We start from the raw sequence: 21,034 nt of genomic DNA, 5'->3' as shown, positions 1-21,034 counted from the left end.
TTTTATTAGGATGCTAAAATAGAAAAAAGGAGGTTAAAAATGGTTAAAATTAATAAAAAAGTAATTTGGATATTTGTGATTATTGGAATTATATTTGTGGGAATTAGTTCTACTGATTTAGTTGAAGAAAATGAAACTATAAGTTTTCCTTATGAGTTTGAGGTTGATAATTACAACATTGAAATTGAGTATTCTAAGCTTTATGATAATTATTTGTTGACTAAATATAAGATAAGGAGAAAAGATGGGTCTTATATAGGGGAAAATGAAGCAAATTTATCTACATTCATAATTAAATATGATAGTGCGTTTAGTTTTGGACCACATATTATTTCATCAAAAGTAATTGATAATAAAATTAAAGAAGAAATAAGTATAGATTTTGTTGCTGCAATAGAAAAGCCCTTAGAAAAAGTGAAAATTAGACATGCCTTAGCTGGAAAGTATATTGATGGAACTAAGGAGATTAAAAAAGAAGGAGTTGTTAATTTAAGTAATGAAAATTATATACGTTTAAAAAAAAAATTAAAATAGATGATATAAATTTAACTGTTAGTAATTTAGGAAATTTTGAATTTGGATCTATTTTAAATTTATTTACTGAAAACTTAGAAGATGAAGAGATAGAAAATTTTCATGAAAATTATAGTGTTAAATTAAAATCAAATGATTTTAATAAAACATATGAAATAAGAAAGATTATGGGGCTTGATGGGAAGGCTGTAGAAGCTGTTATTGAATGGAATAAAATAAATAAGGATACTAAGCTTGTAGAATTTTTTGTAGTTGACTTATTATATGATGTAGATTCAATTGATTTTAATAATTTTGAGCTTTTTGTTGTTAATAAAAATACCAATGAAGAAACAAAAATTTATTAAGTAGTTAAAAAGTAATACTTTAGTCCTATATTATTTAATATGTTTAAAAATAGTGTGAAAAATGGTAATATTTTATGTAACAGTAAATTTTAACATGTTTATCAAAATGAAAAGGGGGATTTTTAGTGAGAGTTGAGGCTCAAAATATAAGCAAAACCTTTGGAGAGGTACAAGCTTTAAAAGATTTAAGCTTTGTCATTGAAAAAGGAAAGGCTTTAGGGTTATTAGGAAGAAATGGAGCAGGAAAAACCACTGCAATAAGAATATTACTTGGAATATTACCAAGTGATACGGGAAAGGTTTTAGTGGATAATAAGAAGCTAAGCTTTGATGAAAATGCTTTTGGATATTTACCAGAGGAGAGAGGATTATATCTTAAATACACAGTTAAGAGTCAACTTATGCATTTTGCTTCTCTTTATGGAATGAAGAAAAAAGAGGCATTAAATAGCATAGAGTATTGGCTTGAAAAGTTTGAAATAAGTGAGTATCTAAATAAAAAGGTTGAAACTCTATCAAAAGGTAATAAACAAAAAATACAGTTAATAGTTGCAGTAATGCATGATCCAGAAGTTATAATTTTAGATGAGCCATTTAGTGGACTAGACCCTGTAAATGTGGAATTATTTAAAACTGTAATAAGAGAACTATTAGCTAAAGGCAAAACATTAATTTTTAGTAGTCACAGAATGGCTGATGTGGAAGAATTTTGTGATGATATAATAATGCTTAAAAAAGGAGAAACCATGCTTCAAGGAAATCTTGATAAGATTAAAGAAGATTATGGAATTAAAGGTCTTGTAGTTGAAGGAGAAGAAAAAGTACAAGATTTCTTAAAAGAATTAGGTTTTGAAGCTTTAGAATTTAAAAAGGGAAGTTATAGAGTAAATCTTAAAGATTTAGAAAAAGGAAAAGAACTTTTAAGAAAAATCACTAACACAGATTTAGATATAAGGGGATTTTATTTTGAAAGACCATCCTTAAATGATATTTTCATAGAAAGGTTAGGTGATTAGTATGAAAAAGTTTTGGAGTATTTTTACTTTTACCTATAAAGAGACTATTAGAAATAAAGCTCTTATAATATCAACAATAATTACTTTAATTGTAATGCTAGGATTCTTTAATATGGATAAAATAGTAGGGCTCTTTAATAGGGAAGGCTCTAAAGATTTAATAATGGTAAGCACAGAAGCTAATAATAAATTTTTTGACTCTAATACTTTAGAAAGTTTAAATGATGATGATTTTAAAGTTGTTTTAAGCAAAGATTCAGAAGAAACTAATAAGGTTAAAAAGGAAATAGAAAATGGAAAGTCAGATTATAAAGCTTTGCTTGAAGTTTCAACAGGTAAAGAGGTGTCAGGAAAATTATATGTTAATGAACTACCTGGAGATTCTTTAATGAAGAAAGTAAATACAATTTTAAATGACACTAAATTTGTATTTTCAATGGAGAAGTTTAATATAACACCAGAAGAGTATGCTAATATAATGACTCCAGCTCAGCTTGATGTGGTTCAAACAGGAAATGCTTCACATGAAAGAATGGCTTTAGTTTATGCTCTTGTTTTTGGAATTTATATAATAACTCTTACTTTTGGTTCTATGGTTGCTAATTCAGTTATAGAAGAAAAGAGTAATAGAATAATGGAAACCTTAATAACTATGGCTAAACCAATGGAACTTTTCTTTGGTAAGGTATTAGGAATTTGTGCTGTAGGGCTTACACAGATAGCAGTAATCCTAGGCTCTGGCTTAATAATGCTTAAAACTTCAGGTACAAGTTTAGAAGTTTTAAGTTCATTAAATTTAAATGCTAGTATAATATTTGCGTTTGTTGCCTATTTCCTTTTAGGATATTTAACATTCTCAATGCTTTATGCAGCAGTGGCTTCCTTAGCTACAAGTTCTCAAGATGTCAATTCATCAATGGGAGCAATTACCTTAGTCTTTGTTGGAGTCTTCTTACTTGCAATGAACTGTATGTTTAATATTGAATCAACCTTAGCTAAAGTATTTAGTTATATACCATTTGCTTCTCCTTTAATAATGTTTGAGAGAATAGTTTTATCAAAAGTTACTTTTATGGAAATTTTAATAACTACTATTATTAATGTTGGATTCATAATTTTAGTTGGATTCTTTAGTAGTAAATTATATAAAAAAGGAACTTTACATTATGGTAAAAAGGCTTCATTAATAAAAATTATAAGAGGTAAAGAATAAAATTTTTAATAAAAAACATAAATTCTTGGAAATATAATAATTGAGTATAATGTAAATTTGAAAATAAATATAGTATTATTTACTTATATAAAATCTAATGAGGAGTGAGTTTTTATGTGTACAGGATTAGCCTTAGAAACAAAAGATGGATTGCATTTGTTTGGAAGAAATATGGATATTGAATATTCATTTAATCAATCTATTATATTTATTCCTAGGAATTTTAAATGTGTAAACAAATCAAACAAAAAAGAATTAATAACAAAATATGCTGTTCTTGGAATGGGAACTATTTTTGATGATTATCCTACCTTTGCAGATGGTATGAATGAAAAGGGATTAGGATGTGCTGGCTTAAATTTCCCTGTTTATGTTAGCTATTCTAAAGAAGATATAGAAGGTAAAACTAATATTCCAGTATATAATTTCTTATTATGGGTTTTAGCTAATTTTAGCTCAGTGGAAGAGGTAAAGGAAGCATTAAAAAATGCTAATATAGTGGATATACCTATTAGCGAAAATATTCCTAATACAACTCTTCATTGGATGATAAGCGATATAAAAGGAAAGTCTATTGTAGTTGAACAAACAAAGGAAAAATTAAATGTCTTTGATAATAATATTGGAGTATTAACTAATTCACCTACTTTTGATTGGCATGTAGCAAACTTAAATCAATATGTAGGTTTGAGATATAATCAAGTTCCAGAATTTAAGTTAGGAGATCAATCTTTAACTGCTTTAGGTCAAGGAACTGGTTTAGTAGGATTACCAGGGGACTTTACACCTGCATCTAGATTTATAAGAGTAGCATTTTTAAGAGATGCAATGATAAAAAATGATAAAGATTCAATAGACTTAATTGAATTTTTCCATATATTGAATAATGTTGCTATGGTAAGAGGATCAACTAGAACTGTAGAAGAAAAAAGTGATCTTACTCAATATACAAGTTGCATGTGCTTAGAAAAAGGAATTTATTATTATAATACCTATGAAAATAATCAAATTAATGCAATAGACATGAATAAAGAAAACTTAGATGGAAATGAAATTAAAACATATAAATACAACAAAACTTTAAGTATTAATCATGTAAATTAATTTTTTGTATGGGCGTGTATCAAAACTTAATAATAAAGCTTACAAACATATTCCGAGAATTACTAGATTTCACTAAGAATTTATAATTATTACTTCGAAGATATCACTAAAGCTTCGAAACTTGCTACGCTTCGAACAGTCTCAGCTTTTTTACGTGATATCTTCTACGTAATAATTTAAATTCTAAAGTTCATCTAGATATTCTCTTCATACTGTTTGTAAGCTTTATTAAAAGTTGTTTTGATAAAGCCCTATTTTTATATGAAAAAACAAATTTGCATTAATTTTTATAAAAAAATATTGAATTTATTAAAATTTGTGTATATAATTATAAAAAACGAAAAAATCATGAAAAACAGTGAAGAGAAAGAGTAAATTAGGTGGACTTTTCAGAGAGCTAAAGTTTGGTGAGATTTAGTAAGAAAGCTTAATTGAAGCAGTCTCGGAGTTTCTTGTTGAGAACTAAAGGTTAAATAGAGTATTTTAGTAAGTATGTTTTAAAATTAAGATGTACATAACTTTTAATTAGATTAAGACGATTTCCTCCCGTTAAAGAGGATAGAAATTGAGTAATAAGTAAGGAATAAATTTATTAAATTTCAGCCATACTATTAAAGATTTCTAACTGAGGTGAGTAAAAGTAATTTTACTTATTAGGGTGGTACCGCGAAGTAGTTCCTTCGTCCCTTTTTAGGGATGAAGGAACTTTTTTTATTAATTATGCTAAACACAATCAAACAATTTAAATAGAAAATAAGCAATAACAAAGGGGGCCAATGTGTCATGGAAGAAATTTTAGAAGTTTTAGAAAAAAACAGTAGGTATACAGATCAAGAAATTGCAGTTATGACAGGGAAAACTGTGGAAGAGGTTAGAGAAGCCATAAGAGATTATGAAGAAAGAAGCATAATCGCTGGTTACACTACTCTTATAAATTGGGAGAATACAGGAAGAGAGACAGTTACAGCCTTAATAGAAGTACAAATAACTCCTCAAAGAGGTGTTGGTTTTGATAAGGTTGCAGAGAGAATATATAAGTTTCCACAGGTTAAAGCTTGTTATTTAATGTCTTCAGGTGGATTTGATTTAACTGTTATTGTAGAAGGAAAAACAATGAAAGAAGTGGCAATGTTTGTTTCAGATAAACTTTCAATTCAAGAATATGTAACAGGAACAGCAACTCACTTTGTACTTAAAAAATACAAAGATCATGGAACAATATTTAGAGAAAAGAAAACAGATGATAGGGAGATGTTATTTATATGATACTAGAGAATATGATATTAGATAATGTTAAAAATATGCCACCTTCAGGCATTAGAAAATATTTTGATTTAATAAATGAAATGGAGGATGTTATTTCTTTAGGGGTTGGGGAGCCTGATTTTGTAACTCCATGGAATGTTAGAGAGGCTGGGATTTATTCTCTAGAGCAAGGACATACTCACTATTCATCAAATGCAGGATTTATAGAGTTAAGAGAAGAGATATCAAAGTATTTAAACAGAAGATTTTCTCTTAGATATAATCCAAAAGATGAAATACTTGTTACTGTTGGGGGAAGTGAAGGGATAGATTTAGCCCTTAGGGCTTTAGTAGGTCCTGGAGATGAGGTTATAATACCTGAGCCAAGCTTTGTAGCTTATAAGGGATGTACAGCATTTACAGGAGCAACTGCCAAGACAATAGATTTAAGAGCTTGTGATGATTTTAAATTAACTCCAGAACTTTTAGAAGAGGCTATAACTGAGAAAACAAAGGTGGTAATAATTCCATTCCCTAATAATCCTACTGGAGCAATAATGAATAGAGAAGAGCTTCAAAAGATTGTGGATGTTTTAAAGGATAGGGATGTAATAATTATTTCTGATGAAATATATGCAGAATTATCCTATGATGAGGACCATGTTTCAATAGCTAGTTTCCCCGAGGTAAAGGAAAAAACTATAGTAATAAATGGATTCTCTAAAGCTTATGCTATGACTGGATGGAGATTAGGATATGTATGTGCTCATAAAGTTTTAATAGATGCTATGAAAAAGATACATCAGTATGCAATAATGTGTTCACCAACAACGGCTCAGTATGCTGCTATTGAGGCTCTTAAAAATGGTGATGAGAGCGTTTTTGAAATGGCAAGGGAATATAATAGAAGAAGAAGAGTATTAGTTGATGGATTTAGAAGTATGGGATTAGATTGCTTTGAACCATTAGGAGCTTTATATGTATTCCCATGTATTAAGTCAACTGGTATGAGTTCAGATGAATTTTGTGAAAAACTTCTTCTTGAAGAGAAGGTACTAGCTGTTCCAGGAAATGCTTTTGGAGAGTGTGGAGAAGGTTTTATAAGAGCTTGTTACGCAGCTTCAATGGAAGATATAATGGAGGCTATAAAGAGAATAAGAAGATTTGTTGAAAGAAATAATATGCAAGGGAAATAGATAAATCTTTTTAATAGGTAGTAGAGGCTTAAATTTAGCTTTTACTGCCTTTTTTAAGGTTAAATATTTTTTATGGCTGGTGCTATAATTGTATTTAGGTGGGAGGCGACGGTCATGGATAACATGAAAAAGATATTAAAGAAAATGCCAAAGGTTATGAAAAAATCTTTTAAAAAATCTAATACCCATGATGTATTATTAGAACAAGCAAATAGAATGGTGATTAATGATAATAATTTGTATTTAAATAATAAGTGGTTTTCTAAATCCCTTAAATGGTGTATGGATATACTTGAACTTAATTACAATGTTAGTAAGAGCTTAGGATGGATTAGGCCCTCATATTCTAGAAAGCCAGATATAATGCTTAGGTCAGTAGTAACCTTATTTTCTTTTCATTTTTATCATGGTGAAGATAAGGATAATTACTTTGGAAGAATTGGAAAAGGTAAAACAGCAATGTGTAAATTTATTTTTTTCGGACGAAAAGCCTTAAAGTATAGGGATAAAGGTAAGAGAAGAAAATGCATGAAGTATTTAAGTTATTCTTGTCACTATTTAGCTGATATGAGTGAACCACATCATGTTACTCATCACATTGCTAGCCCAAATGAAAAAATAATGAATGTATTAAAAAGATTTGATATAAATAAAATAGGAAAAGGAAATTTTTCTAATCATCGTAGGTTTGAAAACTTAGCACAAGCTTGGATAAAGGGAGATGAAGATATAACTCTTTTATTAGATAAAAATAAGGATAAAGATGAAAATATTCTTTTAAAAGGAGTACCTACTAAAGGCGAAATCTTTTCTTATATTCTAAAGGATGAAGGCATTAATGTTTTCAATGAAGATGATAAGAAAAAGGTTTTAGATATATATTATAAAAATAGTAATCTTGATTTTGATGATTATTGTAGATATTTAGGTAATGAAAGTTCAGAATATGCAAAAGAATTAATTCATGATGCCTTTAAGGATGATACTAGAGAACAAGCTTTAGCAGCTATTAGGGCACTTAATATGGCAGAGATTCAGTTAGCTAGATTTTTATATTATTTCTGCAATTATAATCTTAAGGAAGAAAGATTTGTTGAGCCTAAATTAAAATTATATAATTTAAGTTTAGGAGTAAGTTAATAAGAAAGACTATCTAAACACATTAATATTTTTAGTGTGTTTAGATAGTCTTTTGTTTATAAATTTATACACAGAACCTTACCGTGAAGAGCATTTAAAAGCTTTTTCTTCTTTAGATAATCTAGCTTAAAATATAATGTATTTGCTCCCTTTATGTATATTGTTATAGTAAATTTATTTTTAACCTTTTCAATTTCTATTTTTTGTATATCTTTAAAGTTGTAGCAGTTATATCCATAGATTATAGTATCTTCAGTTATATAAAAACATGATAATTTATAGGATATAAAAATTAAAACAAATAAGTAAATAATTGATATTATTAAATTTAGCATGTTTTTATGATGTAAATAAGACATACAACCAAATAAAAGTATTAGCAATGACAATATAAACATAATTATAGAAATAAGGCTCATTATTTTTATAGTTACGGTCTTTTTGCCTTTTCTAGCTTTTTTTGTTCCATGAAGTAAAACTATATTTATTAAAATATATATTCCTAAAATAATAAATGCCAATAGAATCACCTGTATTCTTAGATTTTATTTATAAGTTTACAATAATTTTTTCAAGGAGTCAAAGACTATTATTGTCACTGTTGTATTGAATTTCATGGTATTTTGTTATTAAAAATTTACATATATCCTCTGCGGCATTTATATTAGAATTAAGTTTTTGAGATGATACGATTTTCTCATAGAAATTTTTATCAGAAATAAGTTTTTCGCAAATTTTTAAAGTTTCATGAATTGAGTTAGACTTAACACCTAAGTTGTGCTTCATAAAAAAGTTACAATTTGCGCTTTCAACTCCTGGAATAGGATTAATCATTACTATTGGAAGTGACTTATTCATAGCCTCTGTAGAGGTTAAGCCACCTGGTTTAGTTACTAATATATCTGCAGAATCCATAAGTTCATTCATCTCATGAGTAAATTGAAGTGCGTGAATTCTAGGATTTAACTTTTCTATTTCAGAGATTTCTTTAAATAATTCTTTGTTGTTTCCACATATAGTAGTTATATTACATTCTTTAAGATGCTTACTTATATAAAGTGTAGTATCTTTAACTGAGCCAGCTCCCATACTTCCACCCATTATTAAAATATGAGGTTTATTTTTTTCAATACCTAAGCTAACTTTAGCTTTTTCCTTAGGAGTCTTTACTTTAAATTTAGAATCAATAGGTAAGCCAAAAGCTATTAGTTTTGAAGAGTCTAAGCCCTTATCTTCAAATTCTTTTATTAAATCTTTATGTGGTAAGAAATAATAATCTAAATCAGTTTCTTCCCAAAATGGTGCACAAGTATAATCAGTTACTATTGATGCTGTTAAAGCTTTTATTTTGTTTTTCTGCTTTAAATAACTAATACTTTGAGTAGCAAAGATATGAGTTGAGATTATTATATCAGGTTGTTCCTCCTCTAAGACTGTTAATATATTGTCGGCATAAAAAGAATTTAATTTATAAATTATAGATTTTTTATTATGATCACTAATTTTTTCGCCGGCATTATAAAGAGCACCAAAAAGTTCAGGAACAGATTTAACTATATAAGTATAAGCAGAACATATTTCTTTAGATACAAGATGACCTGCAAATTCTAGAGAGTCTAAAGTTACTACAGGTATATTCAGTGAATTTAGACTTTCCTCTAATGATTTACAAGCAGATAAATGTCCACCACCAGTTTTTGCATAAAAAATTATAACCTTCATAATGAACCCTCCTTTTTAAGTATCTTTTGATAAATTTTAACAGAAAAATCTCCTTAGGAGATTAAGAAAATATTAAAAATGTAAATAAATTTTGAATAAATAATAAAGCAATTCAGTTAAATTTAAAGCTTAAATATTATAAAGATTTTTATGGTTATAGCTTTAAATAAATAAATTATTATCTTTGATAAGATGTGTTAATGAATTTGGCATGAATACTCAATTTGTAGCATGAAACTATTAGTTTCATAATGTTTACAATAAAGAGAAAAGGTGTATAATAAATTTTATCATAAGAGAGAAGTTCGTAAATTTATCTAAAAGTAATAAATTTACATTAAATTGGGTATTAATAGAGAGTTTTCTTAACTTTAAAAACAATTTGAAATTAAAATAAATCTAAAAGACGTATAATTTTAAAATAAGTTAAAAAACTCAATTAATATATTTTAGGGTAATTATTAATTTAGGAAGTCAGGTGAATTGTTTAATGGAGGATTTAAAAATACGAAGATTTGAAGAAAATGAAGGGGGAGAAGTTTCTAAACTTATTGAAAAAAATTTTTTAGATACAAATATAAAAGGTTATTCAAAAGAAGATATGAGAAATTTAGCTTCTAACTATACTGAAAATAAAATTTTGAATATGGCTAAAAACTCACATATGTATGTAGCTGTTTTAAAAAATAAAATAGTTGGTTGTGGAGCTATAGCTAGTTTTTTAGGGGAAGAAGATGAAAGTATATTATTACCTATATTTGTTTTACCAGAATTTCAAGGTAAGGGAATAGGCAAAAAAATTATGGAGACCCTAGAAAGGGATGAATATTATATAAGAGCAAGAAGAGTTGAAGTTAAATCATCAACTATAGCCTGTGATTTTTATAAGAAAATGGGATTTAATCATAAATATAATCTTAAAGAACTAGATAAGAATGGAAACTATAAATTAGAAAAGTTTAGATATAGACTTCAGTACGATCAAAATTACTAGAATATATAAAATAATATAAAAAATATAATATAAAGATAAAACTTATAATTCTTAGTAGATTTCATTAATTCTAAGAATATATTTATAAGTTTTATCTTTTTTTATTTAGTTAAGTTTCTTAAATTATAAAAAAATTATTTTTTTAGGGAGCATTTTTATTAATTAAACCATCTAATAAGTATAAAGCTTAGCTAAGTTATTAAAATTTAGGAGGAAAGTTGTGGAGTTATTATCATTTTTAGAGCATAGAAAAACTTCAATGGTTTCTCAAGCAAAGAAAGGAGATAAGGATGCCTTTTTAAGTCTTATAGATGAGAATAGATTAAGTATCTATAGGGTTGCTAGGGGAATTTTAAATAACAAGGAAGACATAGAAGATGCACTTCAGAATACAATAATAAAATCTTATGAGAAGATAGGAACTTTAAAAAAGGATGAATTCTTTAAAACTTGGATAATAAGGATTTTAATAAATGAGTGTAATTTGATATTAAGAAGAAATAAAAAGACCATATTTTTAGATAAGTTAGAAAATGAAAAGTCCTATAGTGATGACTATGGGAATATTGAGTTAACATCTGTAGTTAATTCATTAAGCGAGGATTTAAGAATAACTACAGTATTATATTATTTTGAAGATATGTCTACTAAAGAGATATCAGAAATGTTAAATATAGCTGAAGGAACAGTAAGATCAAGACTGGCTAGGGCAAGAGAAAAGCTTAGAGATTTTATATAACATAATTGTATTTAAAAATAGCTATTTAATAGATTAGACTAAATTTTAATCAACTTATTTTATGGAGGGTTAATTAATGAAAAATAATGATGATTTATTTGATAAAGATATTAGAAATAGATTAAAAATGGAAAATATGAAAGTACCAGAGGAAATTAATAAAAAGATAGATGACACCATAAATAATTTAGGAAAGAGAAAAAGAAATTATAAAAAAGCTTCAGGTATATGTGCAGCTTGTATAGCAGGAACTATTATTTTTGGAGTAACAATGCCCACATATGCACAAAACATCCCGATTTTAGGGAAAATATTTGAGAGATTTGACAGCAGAATATATGAAAATTATGATAAATATGCTTCGGATTTAAATATTACAAAAGAAAGTAATGGGTATAGAGTTACAATAAATAAAATTGTTTATGATACCTTAGATTTAGAGGTTTTTTATACTATTCAATCAGATAAACCTTTAGAAGATGGACTAGATTTATTAGATATTAAGTTAGGAATAAATAATAATTTTATAAGTTCAGGGTTTGGTGGTAGAGGAGAAAAGGTAGATGACTTTACCTATGTTGGTGTTAAAGATTACTCTATAGCTAGTGAAGAGTTTGCCCAAGGAGAGCTTAAGAAAAATATATTAGGAGAAGATATAAAAATTCCTAATAATTTTGATTTGAACATAAACATAAGTAGTTTAGGAAATATTAAAGAGGATGTTAAGATAGAGGGAGATTGGAATTTTAATATACCTATAAGTGATGAGTTAGTTAGAGAAAATATAAAAGAACAAAATCTTAACATAAATTTAGGAGATGAATTAAATGGTGTAGAATTAAATAAATTAATACAAACACCTATAAATACAGTTCTGCAAGTTACAGGAACAAGGGATTTACATGATTATAGCACCTTAAGTTTTTTTATTTTTGATGATAAAGGAAGATACTTATATTCAAAAAGTGGTACTGGAATTGGAGATGCTAGTAAAAATGAAAATTCTAAGCTATTCACAAGTTATAATTTTAAAGAGGTCTATGATGATAGTAAGAGTTTAACTATAATTCCATATATTCAAAGAGAGGATATGAATAAGAAAGGTGATTCTAATGAAGTTACTTTCCCTAAGGAATTTAAAGAAAAATTAAATTTAAATGGAGAAACAGAGATTAGATTAGATAATGGAGAAATTTATTCTAAAATTAAAAAAATAGAAAGTGTTGAAAAGGGAACAAGATTATATTATGAATCTAAGTATTCAATATATGGAGCACCTAGTTATATTATAAATAATGAAACTGGAGAGAAAATTGAACCTATAGGAAATAAAGAAGGGGGATATACAGATAATATTAAGTACGTAAGTGGAAATGAGTTCTATATAGATTTCAAAGAAGAATTAGTAGGAAATAATTATACCGTTGTATTTTCAGACAGAAGCAATTATGAGCCATATGGTGAGAGTATTAAAATAGATTTAAAATAATTTTATTAAATAGCCAGAGAGTTTTTTAAAATTCTCTGGCTTTTCATAATTTTATGAATTAATATAATCATTAATTTTTTAGTTTGGATGTTTGAATTTAGTAAATATTTATAAGTTTTAATTTAATAAATAAATGATATAATTTATTTTAGAGCTAATTTTTATAAAAGTTAAGTTTAAGCTCTTATTATTAAGAAGACAATTGAGGTGTTGATATAAAATGACAAAACTTTATTATGAAGATCAATATATAAAGGAGTTTAAAGGAGAAATAATTGAGGTTAAAGAAATTGATGGAAAATTCCATGTTCTTTTAGACCAAACTGCCTTTTTCCCAGGAGGGGGAGGACAGATGGGAGATTTAGGACTTATTGATGGAATTAAAGTCCTTGATGTTTATGAAGAAGAAGGAAAAGTATATCATGTTCTTGAAAAAGAACCTAAAAAATTGAAAAATCTACAATGTGAATTAGATTGGGAAAGAAGATTTGATGGAATGCAACAGCATTTAGGACAGCATTTACTTTCTGGATGTTTTTATGATTTATTTGGTGCAAATACTTGTGGTTTTCATTTAGGAAAAGAAATAAGTACAGTTGATATTGTAGGTTTTTTAGATGAAAAAACTATAAGAGAAGCTGAAAAAGAGGCAAATAGATTAATCTTTGAGAACTTAGAAGTAAAAAGTTATGCTCCAAGCAAAAAAGAATTAAAGAAAGTAAAAACTAGAAGAGCATTGCCTAAAACTGATGAAGAAATAAGAATTGTTGAAATTGTAGGATTAGATTTAAATGCTTGTTGTGGAGTTCATCCAAGAAATACTAGAGATCTTCAAGTTATAAAGATAAGAAGATGGGAAAAACATAAAAATGCTACAAGAATAGAATATGTAGCTGGAAATAGAGCAGTATCTGACTTTTTCACTAAGGATGAAATTTTAGGAGAAATATGCAAGCTTTTAAAATCAGGAGAAGGTGATACTTTAAACGCTGTTAAGAATCTTTTAGAAAATAATAAAAATCTTGTAGATGAAAACAGAAAAGTTAAAGCTGAAATAGGCGATTATAAGATAAAAGAGATGTTAAATAAATCAGAAAGAATAGGAAGTATAACTTTAGTTAATGAAATTTTTGATGGTGAGGATACAAAACATATAGGAAAGTTAGCTAATAAAATAACTGAGGAATATGAAGCAATAGTTTTATTTGCAGTGAAAAATGGAGATAGAGTAAATTTAATTTTTAATAGTTCTAAAGATATGAAAAAAGTTAATATGAGTGATATATTAAAAGATACCATAACTTTAATTGATGGAAGAGGTGGCGGAAATCAGTTTGCAGCTCAAGGTGGAGGAAAAAATAATGGAAATACAGAAGTTGCAATTGATTATGCTACTAATAAAATAAGAAATATTTTACTTTAAATTTTAAAACTATTTATAAGCTTAATTTAAAAACTATAATGGAGTTGAAGTGAGATGGCATTAATGAGTGATAAGTTTTTAAGTATAGTAATTCCTGCATATAATTCAGAAAAGTATATTGAAAAAAATCTTATGTTTTTATCAAGACAAACATCAAATAATTTTGAAGTGATAGTTGTTGATGATGGTTCAACAGATAATACCTGTGAAGTAAGTGAAGCTTGTTTAGAAAACTTTAAAATAAATCATAGAGTGATTAGATGTGAAGAAAATAGGGGACAGAGTGTTGCTAGAAATATTGGGATTAATTATTCAAGAGGAAAATATATCTTATTTTTAGATTCAGATGATTTTGCAGAGAATAATTTAGTTCAGATTTTAGAAAGAAATATGTTTAATGAACCTGATATAGTATTTTTTGATTATAAAAGAATCAAAGAGGGTGACAGTGTAAATGTGAATATAGCTCAAAACTTTGAGTTTGGAAAAATAAAATCAGGGGAAGAAGTCTTTAATGCTTATAAGGATAATAAAATAAGACTTTGGACTGGAAGTCTTGTCTATAATAAGGAGTTCTTAAATAAAAATAAGCTTAGATTTTTAGAAGGAGCTCATGGGGCAGAGGATTTAAATTTTATATTTAAAGCACTTTTAAGTTCAAAGAAGGTTAGAGGAATAGAAGACAGTTTAGTATTTTATTGTCAAAGGGGAGATTCTTTAACTAATAATCCAGACATATATAAGAATATAACTGTAGTAGAATCAATGGAGGATGTAGCTAAATTTATTGATGAAAATAAATTAGATAAAAAGCTTAAAGAAGCTATAGAAAAAGAATTTACTTGTGAGCATATTATGTATCAAATATTAGGATATTTAAATAGTGAAACAAAGAAAGATACTTTAAGTGTTCTTAAAAATAAAAATGTTAAAAAGTACTTAAAAAAAGCAACTATTAAAACAAATAGATATGGAAGAAGTATGTACACTTATATGAAGATGGCTGCATATTTTCCAAATTTATTTATAAAAACATATTTAAAAAATACAGGAAAATAGAGAAGTACATATTCTATTAAGGATAAAAGAAAATGTTATTAACAAAAAATTAACAATATGGTATATTTAAGTAGATATAAGTTATTTTCATTAATAATAAAATTATTTTTTTGAAAAGATGAAAAATATCTTAAAATAAGGAAGTGAAAATATGTTTTTTAATGATAAAAAGTTAAAAGGAGCCCTAATAGTTGTTACTTATGCTATTATTTTACACTTTGTGTTTATGAAATACTCTACAGTATTTGGGGGATTAGGTTATATTACAAGTCTTGTTAAACCATTAATTTTAGGTATAGCAATAGCCTTTGTATTAAATATACCTATGAAGTTTTTTGAGAGAAAGTTATTTAGAAATTTAGAAAATAGCAAAAAATCATGGGTTAGAAGTGCAAAAAGACCTTTAGCTATTACAGTAACAATAATAGTTTTAGTTGGAGCCATAAGTGCCATAATCTTATTTGTTGTTCCTCAACTAACTTCAAGTGTAGTTAAACTTACAGAAAGTATTCCTACTTATTTAAAATCCTTTGAAGTTAATATGAATAATTATGCTGATTCCACAGTACTTTTAAGTAAAGTTTGGGATCAGGTTATGAATACTTGGCAAGAAATATTAAAAACAGTTACTCATTTATTTGGTGGAATTGCATCTTACCTTGTTGGTTTAACAGTTGATGTAACAACAGCTATCATTGATTTTTGTTTAGCTTTTGTATTAGCTATATACATGCTTTCAAGTAAGGAAAAATTAATATGTCAAATAAAGAAAGTTATGTATGCATATCTTAGAGGAGATATAGCAGATAAAATATTAGAAGTTGGACAAACTACTAATAGAGTATTTTCAGGCTTTATTATTGGCCAATGTACTGAAGCACTGATAATAGGTACTTTATGCTTTTTAGGTATGTTAGTATTAAGAATGCCATATGCTTTCTTAATAAGTGTTCTTGTTGGTACAACAAGTTTAATTCCTATTTTAGGAGCCTTTATAGGAACAATACCTTCATTTTTCTTAATATTTATAATAAATCCTATTAAGGCATTTTGGTTTATTGTATTTATATTCTGTCTTCAAAGAGTTGAAGGAGATTTAATTTATCCAAGAGTTGTAGGAGGATCTGTAGGATTATCATCCTTATGGGTAATGCTTGCAATTATGATTGGTGGTAGTGCCTTTGGATTTATTGGAATGTTAGTAGGAGTTCCAACAGCAGCTGTTATATACTGCGTATTTGGAAGTGTTACTAATAAGAGATTAAGCAAAAAAGGTATAAAAATAGATGAAGAAGAAATAGAAGACAGTGGAAAAATTCACGTATAAATAATAAAAGAAGGAATTTTATCAAAACTTTATTATAAAGTAGATATAATTCCTTCTTTTTATTTTTTTGCATATAGTATCTTAAATAAGGTTTTATGGGAGAGAGCAATTAAATAAGTGGACAAATGCAGAGTTATAGTTTATAATTGAAAATAATTATCAATTGATTACGGAATAATTATGAAAGGAGGAGATAATATGAATAATGTACTTATGGCTTTTCTATTAACTTTGTTGGCGGGATTAGCTACAGGAATAGGCAGTTGCATAGCTTTTTTTGCAAAGAAGACTAATAAAAAGTTTTTGTGTGTAAGTTTAGGTTTTTCTGCTGGAGTTATGATTTATGTTTCAATGATAGAAATGTTTCAAACAGCTAAGGAATCCCTTGTTGGGGCTATGGGTATTAAGGAGGGAAATTGGATTACTGTTATTTCATTTTTTGCTGGTATAGCAATAATTGCTTTAATAGATAAATTTGTACCTGAAGAAGAAAATCCTCATGAGGTTAGAAGTGTTGAAGAAGTGGAAAATGAAATTGAGGAATATAATGGTGAAAATAAAGAGGGAAAAGTAGATATTAAAGATAAAACTCTTATGAGAACAGGAATAGTTACGGCTTTAGCTATAGCCATACACAATTTTCCGGAAGGATTAGCTACCTTTGTTTCTGCACTAGAAGGAGCAAGCTTAGCAATTCCAATAACTATTGCAATAGCAATTCACAACATACCAGAAGGAATATCAGTATCAATCCCTATTTTTTATGCTACTGGAGATAAAAAGAAAGCTTTTTTATATTCTTTCTTATCAGGTATGTCAGAACCAATAGGAGCAATAATAGGATATACTTTACTAAGAAATATTTTTAATGATATAACTTTAGGAATATTATTATCAGCAGTGGCTGGAATAATGGTTTTTATATCTTTAGATGAATTATTGCCAACAGCAAGAAAGTACGGGGAGCATCATTTGGCTATATATGGTCTAATTGCAGGAATGGTTGTTATGGCAGTTAGTTTATTATTATTTATATAGATTAATTTAAACCTTCGTTGATTTAAAGAGTTATTTCAACGGAGGTTTTTATTCATTATTGCTTTTTTGAAAATAAAAGAATATAATAATAAATAAGAATAAATGATAATAAAAGATATTAAATAATAAAAGATTGTTCTTATTAATAAGGGGTTACTTAAGTGTAAAGGAGTAGCGGTATACTATAATGTTTATGGAAGAAAGATTAGAAGAAATTTTAAGAATATTAAAAAAGGATGGAAAAGTTTTAGTTAAAGATTTAAGTGTTAGATTTAATGTTACTGAAGGAATGATCAGAAAAGATCTACAAAAACTTGAGCAAGAAGGATTATTAAAAAGAACTTATGGTGGAGCTATATTAGAAAGACAAACTATTCATGATGATAATATAAGGCCTAGATTAATGAAAAACTTAGGTGAAAAGGACATTATAGCAAAATTAGCATTAAATGAAATTAAAGATGGAGATTTTATATTTTTAGATGCATCAACAACAAACTATTCAATTGCTAGTATGCTTTTAAATACAAAAAAGCAGGTAACTGTAGTAACAAATATGAATAGGATAGCAATACTTTTTGATTCACATCCATCTATAGATGTAATTTGTATTGGTGGGATTTATAATAAAAACTTAGGGGGAACTATAGGAAGTAAAGCTATAGAGGATGTTAAAAGCTATAGATTTCATAAGGCATTTGTAGGGGTTGGAGGAATAAATTTAGTAGAGGACTTCATAAGTAACTTTAACTTAGAAGAAGCTAGTATGAAAAATGCTATAATTAAATCTAGTTTAAAAACTTATTTAGTTGCTGAAAATGAAAAGTTTTATACTGATGGTCTTTGTGAATTTGCTAAATGTGAGGATATTGACTTTATAATAAGTGATAAAAAGCCTAATGAAGAAATTTTAAAGCTTTTAAAAGAAAGAAATATTTCTATAATATACTAGGACTTAATACTTTACATCTAAATTTATACTTTGATTATTTTAAATAAATTATTTTAGAATTTATATTAAATATATAGAATTGAACAGGAAATTAACCTTAATTTATACTTTTACTTAGGAGGATGTATATATATGATAAAATTTATAGCAACAGATATGGATGGAACTTTATTAAATAGTAAGAAAGAGTTAAGTCCAGAATTCTATGATGTATTTGAGGAACTAAAGAAAAGAGATATACTTTTTGCAGCTGCAAGTGGAAGACAATATTATACTTTAGCTAAAGAGTTTAATGATATAAAAGATGACATGTTATTTATTGCTGAAAATGGAACTTTCGTTGTTTATAAAGGAAAAGAGCTTGTTGTTAATGGATTAGATAGGGAATTAGCTAATGAACTTATAAGAATAGGAAGAACTATAGAAAATGCAGATGTAGTTTTATGTGGAAAAAATTCAGCCTATGTTGAAAGTAGTGATGAAAGATTCTTAGGAGAAGTTAGAAAATACTATGAAAGATGCGAAATAGTAGATGATTTAGAAAAGGTAGATGATACAGTTTTAAAAGTTACTATGTGCGATTTTAATGGTTCAGAAGAAAATAGCAATAAATATTTTGATAAGTATAGAGATGAACTTCAAGTAACTGTTTCAGGGGATATATGGTTAGATATAACTGCTGGAGGAGTTAATAAAGGAGTGGCCATAAAAGAAATTCAAGATCTTTTAGGAATAGACTTTAAAGAAACTATGGTATTTGGAGATTATTTAAATGATTTAGAAATGATGGAAAGTGCTTATCATAGTTATGCAATGGAAAATGCTCATGAAGATTTAAAGAAGGTTTCAAGATTTATAACTCATAAAAATAATGATGAAGATGGAGTTATGCATCAAATAAAAGAAGTTATAGGATTATAGAATTAATTAAAGAGTTGTGTTAAAGCAACTCTTTTTTATTTTAATACCATTAATAGTATTTACTCTATAGTTGAAATTTTCTATATGTCATTTAAAATATAATACATTTTATATCTTAAAATTAAGAATAATAGTAGTGTTTACTACTATTATTTTTTTATTTATATTTAGTAAATTAAAAAGTATTATGAATGGAGATAATGTTTATGTTTAAGCCAAAAAGAATTTTATTTGAGAAAAACTCATTAAATTATGAAATGGGAAGAAATATCTATAATTATTTTAAGGAATATAAAGATATAGAGATTATTGAGCTTAAAAATAACAGAATAAAGCAAAATATACCTGGAGATGATATAAAGGAATTTTACAAAGAAGGAAAGAGTACAATTGTTGTTGGAGTTAAGAGAGTAGGAAAATTTCAGTCTTGTAAACCATCAGCACATTGGCAATTACCATTACTAAGTGGTTGTGTTGGCAATTGTCAATATTGTTATTTAAATACTAATTTAGGGGATAAACCTTATGTAAAAATAAATGTTAATGTAGAGGATATATTAAATCAGGCTCAGAAATATATTGATGAAAGAAAACCTAATATCACCATATTTGAAGGTTCAGCCACATCTGATCCTATACCAGTTGAGCCATATACAAATTCCTTAAAGAGAGCAATAGAATTTTTTGCAAATAATGATTTTGCAAGATTTAGGTTCGTAACAAAATATACAGATGTTGATTCATTATTAGGTTTAAATCATAATGGCAAAACAGAAGTAAGATTTACTATAAATACTGATTTTGTAATAAATAATTATGAGAGAAGAACAGCATCTCTTTGTGAAAGAATAAATGCCAGTGTGAAAATAGCTAAGGCTAATTATCCATTAGGATTTATAATTGCTCCAGTATTCATATATGAGGGATGGAAAGAGGATTATGAGAACTTATTAAAGGATTTAAAAGAAAAATTACCAAGTGATTTAAAACATAAATTAACCTTTGAGGTTATTTCCCATAGGTATACTACAAGAGCTAAAAATATAATAATGGATATATTTCCAGATAATAAATTGCCTATGGATGATGAAAAGAGAACTTTTAAATATGGTCAATTTGGTTATGGAAAATATGTTTATAAAAAAGAAGATATACATGAAATAAAAGAGTTTTTTATGGAAATAATAGATAAATATTTTCCCATGAGTGAAATAAAATATATTATTTAAAAAATTAGTACACTTAGAGTTTTTAAAATAAGTTTGTTTAGTATAATTTTTTAAAGTATCTAAAAATAAAAGAAATTAAAAAAACACCTTTAAGTTTTAAGAAAATTATTTTCAATAAATTTTATTTGCGAAAATAATTTTCTTTTTATTTAGAGTTAAGAAATATTTTCTTTCTGTAACTCCAAGAGTAATTGTTTGTATAGCAGTAAAGGTTAGATAATAAGTATTTTGAAATAAGGTTTATGTATCAATAATTAAAGAATAGTAAGAAAGAATAAGAAAATTTTATAGAAAAACTTACCATAAAAATCTCTTTATTATATTGAAATTTCTTTAGAAAAGGATT

Annotated in this window: 20 protein-coding genes and 1 other annotated feature; of the genes, 18 read left to right on the top strand and 2 right to left on the bottom strand. The window is 26.8% G+C overall.

The genetic code is table 11. The annotated features are described in order from the left end of the window. The first annotated feature begins 39 nt into the window (after positions 1-39). The 8 genes from I6G60_RS12865 (at position 40) to I6G60_RS12830 (ending at position 7,795) form a co-directional block, all read left to right on the top strand. On the top strand, positions 40-534 hold the full coding sequence (locus I6G60_RS12865; RefSeq protein WP_011590318.1) for a hypothetical protein: 495 nt from the start codon (positions 40-42) through the stop codon (positions 532-534). A 167-nt stretch (positions 535-701) separates the two neighbouring features. Further along, entirely contained in the window at positions 702-881 is a 180-nt protein-coding gene (locus tag I6G60_RS12860) for a hypothetical protein (RefSeq protein WP_011590319.1), read from the top strand. 125 nt (positions 882-1,006) lie between these two features. Beyond that, positions 1,007-1,897 (top strand): ABC transporter ATP-binding protein, encoded by an 891-nt coding sequence (locus I6G60_RS12855; RefSeq protein ID WP_011590320.1) that lies wholly within the window; start codon positions 1,007-1,009, stop codon positions 1,895-1,897. A 1-nt stretch (position 1,898) separates the two neighbouring features. Next, entirely contained in the window at positions 1,899-3,110 is a 1,212-nt protein-coding gene (locus tag I6G60_RS12850; protein WP_011590321.1) for an ABC transporter permease, read from the top strand. 114 nt (positions 3,111-3,224) lie between these two features. Then, positions 3,225-4,214 carry a choloylglycine hydrolase gene (bsh, locus tag I6G60_RS12845; RefSeq protein WP_025648958.1) on the top strand — a complete coding sequence of 330 codons (990 nt, stop codon included), beginning with the start codon at positions 3,225-3,227 and terminating at the stop codon, positions 4,212-4,214. A gap of 349 nt (positions 4,215-4,563) precedes the next feature. Then, positions 4,564-4,905, top strand: a binding site (T-box leader). 92 nt (positions 4,906-4,997) lie between these two features. Next, positions 4,998-5,480 (top strand): Lrp/AsnC family transcriptional regulator, encoded by a 483-nt coding sequence (locus I6G60_RS12840; RefSeq protein WP_003453052.1) that lies wholly within the window; start codon positions 4,998-5,000, stop codon positions 5,478-5,480. Beyond that, positions 5,477-6,655, top strand: coding sequence for an aminotransferase class I/II-fold pyridoxal phosphate-dependent enzyme (locus I6G60_RS12835; protein ID WP_003471875.1), 1,179 nt, complete (start codon positions 5,477-5,479; stop codon positions 6,653-6,655). Before I6G60_RS12840 ends, I6G60_RS12835 begins: the two co-directional genes overlap by 4 nt. A gap of 114 nt (positions 6,656-6,769) precedes the next feature. Beyond that, positions 6,770-7,795, top strand: a complete 1,026-nt coding sequence (locus I6G60_RS12830) for a phospholipase C (RefSeq protein ID WP_003453025.1) — start codon at positions 6,770-6,772, stop codon at positions 7,793-7,795. 56 nt (positions 7,796-7,851) lie between these two features. Here the strand turns inward: I6G60_RS12830 and I6G60_RS12825 are convergent, their stop codons facing one another. Together I6G60_RS12825 and I6G60_RS12820 are read right to left on the bottom strand one after the other, a co-directional pair. Beyond that, a complete protein-coding gene (locus tag I6G60_RS12825) occupies positions 7,852-8,325 on the bottom strand; it encodes a hypothetical protein (RefSeq protein ID WP_223932429.1) in 474 nt (157 codons plus the stop codon). Positions 8,326-8,374: 49 nt separating this feature from the next. Continuing rightward, positions 8,375-9,517, bottom strand: coding sequence for an MGDG synthase family glycosyltransferase (locus I6G60_RS12820; RefSeq protein ID WP_197925414.1), 1,143 nt, complete (start codon positions 9,515-9,517; stop codon positions 8,375-8,377). A 490-nt stretch (positions 9,518-10,007) separates the two neighbouring features. Between I6G60_RS12820 and I6G60_RS12815 the strand changes: the two genes are divergently transcribed. The 10 genes from I6G60_RS12815 (at position 10,008) to splB (ending at position 20,688) form a co-directional block, all read left to right on the top strand. After that, the gene (locus tag I6G60_RS12815) at positions 10,008-10,511 is read left to right on the top strand and encodes a GNAT family N-acetyltransferase (RefSeq protein ID WP_003461707.1); all 504 of its coding nucleotides are present in this window, start codon (positions 10,008-10,010) and stop codon (positions 10,509-10,511) included. A 220-nt stretch (positions 10,512-10,731) separates the two neighbouring features. Beyond that, a complete protein-coding gene (locus tag I6G60_RS12810) occupies positions 10,732-11,250 on the top strand; it encodes an RNA polymerase sigma factor (RefSeq protein ID WP_003452919.1) in 519 nt (172 codons plus the stop codon). A gap of 76 nt (positions 11,251-11,326) precedes the next feature. After that, the gene (locus I6G60_RS12805; RefSeq protein WP_057230868.1) at positions 11,327-12,739 is read left to right on the top strand and encodes a DUF4179 domain-containing protein; all 1,413 of its coding nucleotides are present in this window, start codon (positions 11,327-11,329) and stop codon (positions 12,737-12,739) included. 220 nt (positions 12,740-12,959) lie between these two features. Further along, positions 12,960-14,162, top strand: a complete 1,203-nt coding sequence (locus tag I6G60_RS12800; protein ID WP_004458224.1) for an alanyl-tRNA editing protein — start codon at positions 12,960-12,962, stop codon at positions 14,160-14,162. Positions 14,163-14,216: 54 nt separating this feature from the next. Beyond that, positions 14,217-15,221, top strand: coding sequence for a glycosyltransferase family 2 protein (locus tag I6G60_RS12795; protein WP_011009990.1), 1,005 nt, complete (start codon positions 14,217-14,219; stop codon positions 15,219-15,221). A gap of 151 nt (positions 15,222-15,372) precedes the next feature. After that, positions 15,373-16,548 carry an AI-2E family transporter gene (locus tag I6G60_RS12790; protein ID WP_003457125.1) on the top strand — a complete coding sequence of 392 codons (1,176 nt, stop codon included), beginning with the start codon at positions 15,373-15,375 and terminating at the stop codon, positions 16,546-16,548. A gap of 198 nt (positions 16,549-16,746) precedes the next feature. Continuing rightward, a complete protein-coding gene (zupT, locus tag I6G60_RS12785; protein ID WP_061415073.1) occupies positions 16,747-17,586 on the top strand; it encodes a zinc transporter ZupT in 840 nt (279 codons plus the stop codon). Between the two features lie 187 nt (positions 17,587-17,773). Then, positions 17,774-18,538 carry a DeoR/GlpR family DNA-binding transcription regulator gene (locus I6G60_RS12780; protein WP_004458207.1) on the top strand — a complete coding sequence of 255 codons (765 nt, stop codon included), beginning with the start codon at positions 17,774-17,776 and terminating at the stop codon, positions 18,536-18,538. Positions 18,539-18,670: 132 nt separating this feature from the next. Next, the gene (locus I6G60_RS12775; protein WP_025648066.1) at positions 18,671-19,459 is read left to right on the top strand and encodes a Cof-type HAD-IIB family hydrolase; all 789 of its coding nucleotides are present in this window, start codon (positions 18,671-18,673) and stop codon (positions 19,457-19,459) included. A gap of 206 nt (positions 19,460-19,665) precedes the next feature. Next, positions 19,666-20,688, top strand: coding sequence for a spore photoproduct lyase (gene splB, locus I6G60_RS12770; protein WP_138329557.1), 1,023 nt, complete (start codon positions 19,666-19,668; stop codon positions 20,686-20,688). The last annotated feature ends 346 nt before the right edge of the window (positions 20,689-21,034 follow it).

Source organism: Clostridium perfringens (assembly GCF_016027375.1).
Lineage (GTDB): Bacteria > Bacillota > Clostridia > Clostridiales > Clostridiaceae > Sarcina > Sarcina perfringens.
The sequence above is the reverse complement of the archived record's forward strand: the minus strand, read 5'-3'. Positions and strand labels throughout refer to the sequence as shown.

Excerpts from the sequence above, each read along its gene's own strand:
- I6G60_RS12865 (WP_011590318.1), top strand. The coding sequence starts at position 40 with ATGGTTAAAATTAATAAAAAAGTAATTTGGATATTTGTGATTATTGGA.
- I6G60_RS12860 (WP_011590319.1), top strand. The coding sequence starts at position 702 with ATGGGGCTTGATGGGAAGGCTGTAGAAGCTGTTATTGAATGGAATAAA.
- I6G60_RS12850 (WP_011590321.1), top strand. The coding sequence starts at position 1,899 with ATGAAAAAGTTTTGGAGTATTTTTACTTTTACCTATAAAGAGACTATT.
- bsh (WP_025648958.1), top strand. The coding sequence starts at position 3,225 with ATGTGTACAGGATTAGCCTTAGAAACAAAAGATGGATTGCATTTGTTT.
- I6G60_RS12840 (WP_003453052.1), top strand. The coding sequence starts at position 4,998 with ATGGAAGAAATTTTAGAAGTTTTAGAAAAAAACAGTAGGTATACAGAT.
- I6G60_RS12835 (WP_003471875.1), top strand. The coding sequence starts at position 5,477 with ATGATACTAGAGAATATGATATTAGATAATGTTAAAAATATGCCACCT.
- I6G60_RS12830 (WP_003453025.1), top strand. The coding sequence starts at position 6,770 with ATGGATAACATGAAAAAGATATTAAAGAAAATGCCAAAGGTTATGAAA.
- I6G60_RS12820 (WP_197925414.1), bottom strand. The coding sequence starts at position 9,517 with ATGAAGGTTATAATTTTTTATGCAAAAACTGGTGGTGGACATTTATCT.
- I6G60_RS12815 (WP_003461707.1), top strand. The coding sequence starts at position 10,008 with ATGGAGGATTTAAAAATACGAAGATTTGAAGAAAATGAAGGGGGAGAA.
- I6G60_RS12805 (WP_057230868.1), top strand. The coding sequence starts at position 11,327 with ATGAAAAATAATGATGATTTATTTGATAAAGATATTAGAAATAGATTA.
- I6G60_RS12800 (WP_004458224.1), top strand. The coding sequence starts at position 12,960 with ATGACAAAACTTTATTATGAAGATCAATATATAAAGGAGTTTAAAGGA.
- I6G60_RS12795 (WP_011009990.1), top strand. The coding sequence starts at position 14,217 with ATGGCATTAATGAGTGATAAGTTTTTAAGTATAGTAATTCCTGCATAT.
- I6G60_RS12790 (WP_003457125.1), top strand. The coding sequence starts at position 15,373 with ATGTTTTTTAATGATAAAAAGTTAAAAGGAGCCCTAATAGTTGTTACT.
- zupT (WP_061415073.1), top strand. The coding sequence starts at position 16,747 with ATGAATAATGTACTTATGGCTTTTCTATTAACTTTGTTGGCGGGATTA.
- I6G60_RS12780 (WP_004458207.1), top strand. The coding sequence starts at position 17,774 with ATGTTTATGGAAGAAAGATTAGAAGAAATTTTAAGAATATTAAAAAAG.
- I6G60_RS12775 (WP_025648066.1), top strand. The coding sequence starts at position 18,671 with ATGATAAAATTTATAGCAACAGATATGGATGGAACTTTATTAAATAGT.
- splB (WP_138329557.1), top strand. The coding sequence starts at position 19,666 with ATGTTTAAGCCAAAAAGAATTTTATTTGAGAAAAACTCATTAAATTAT.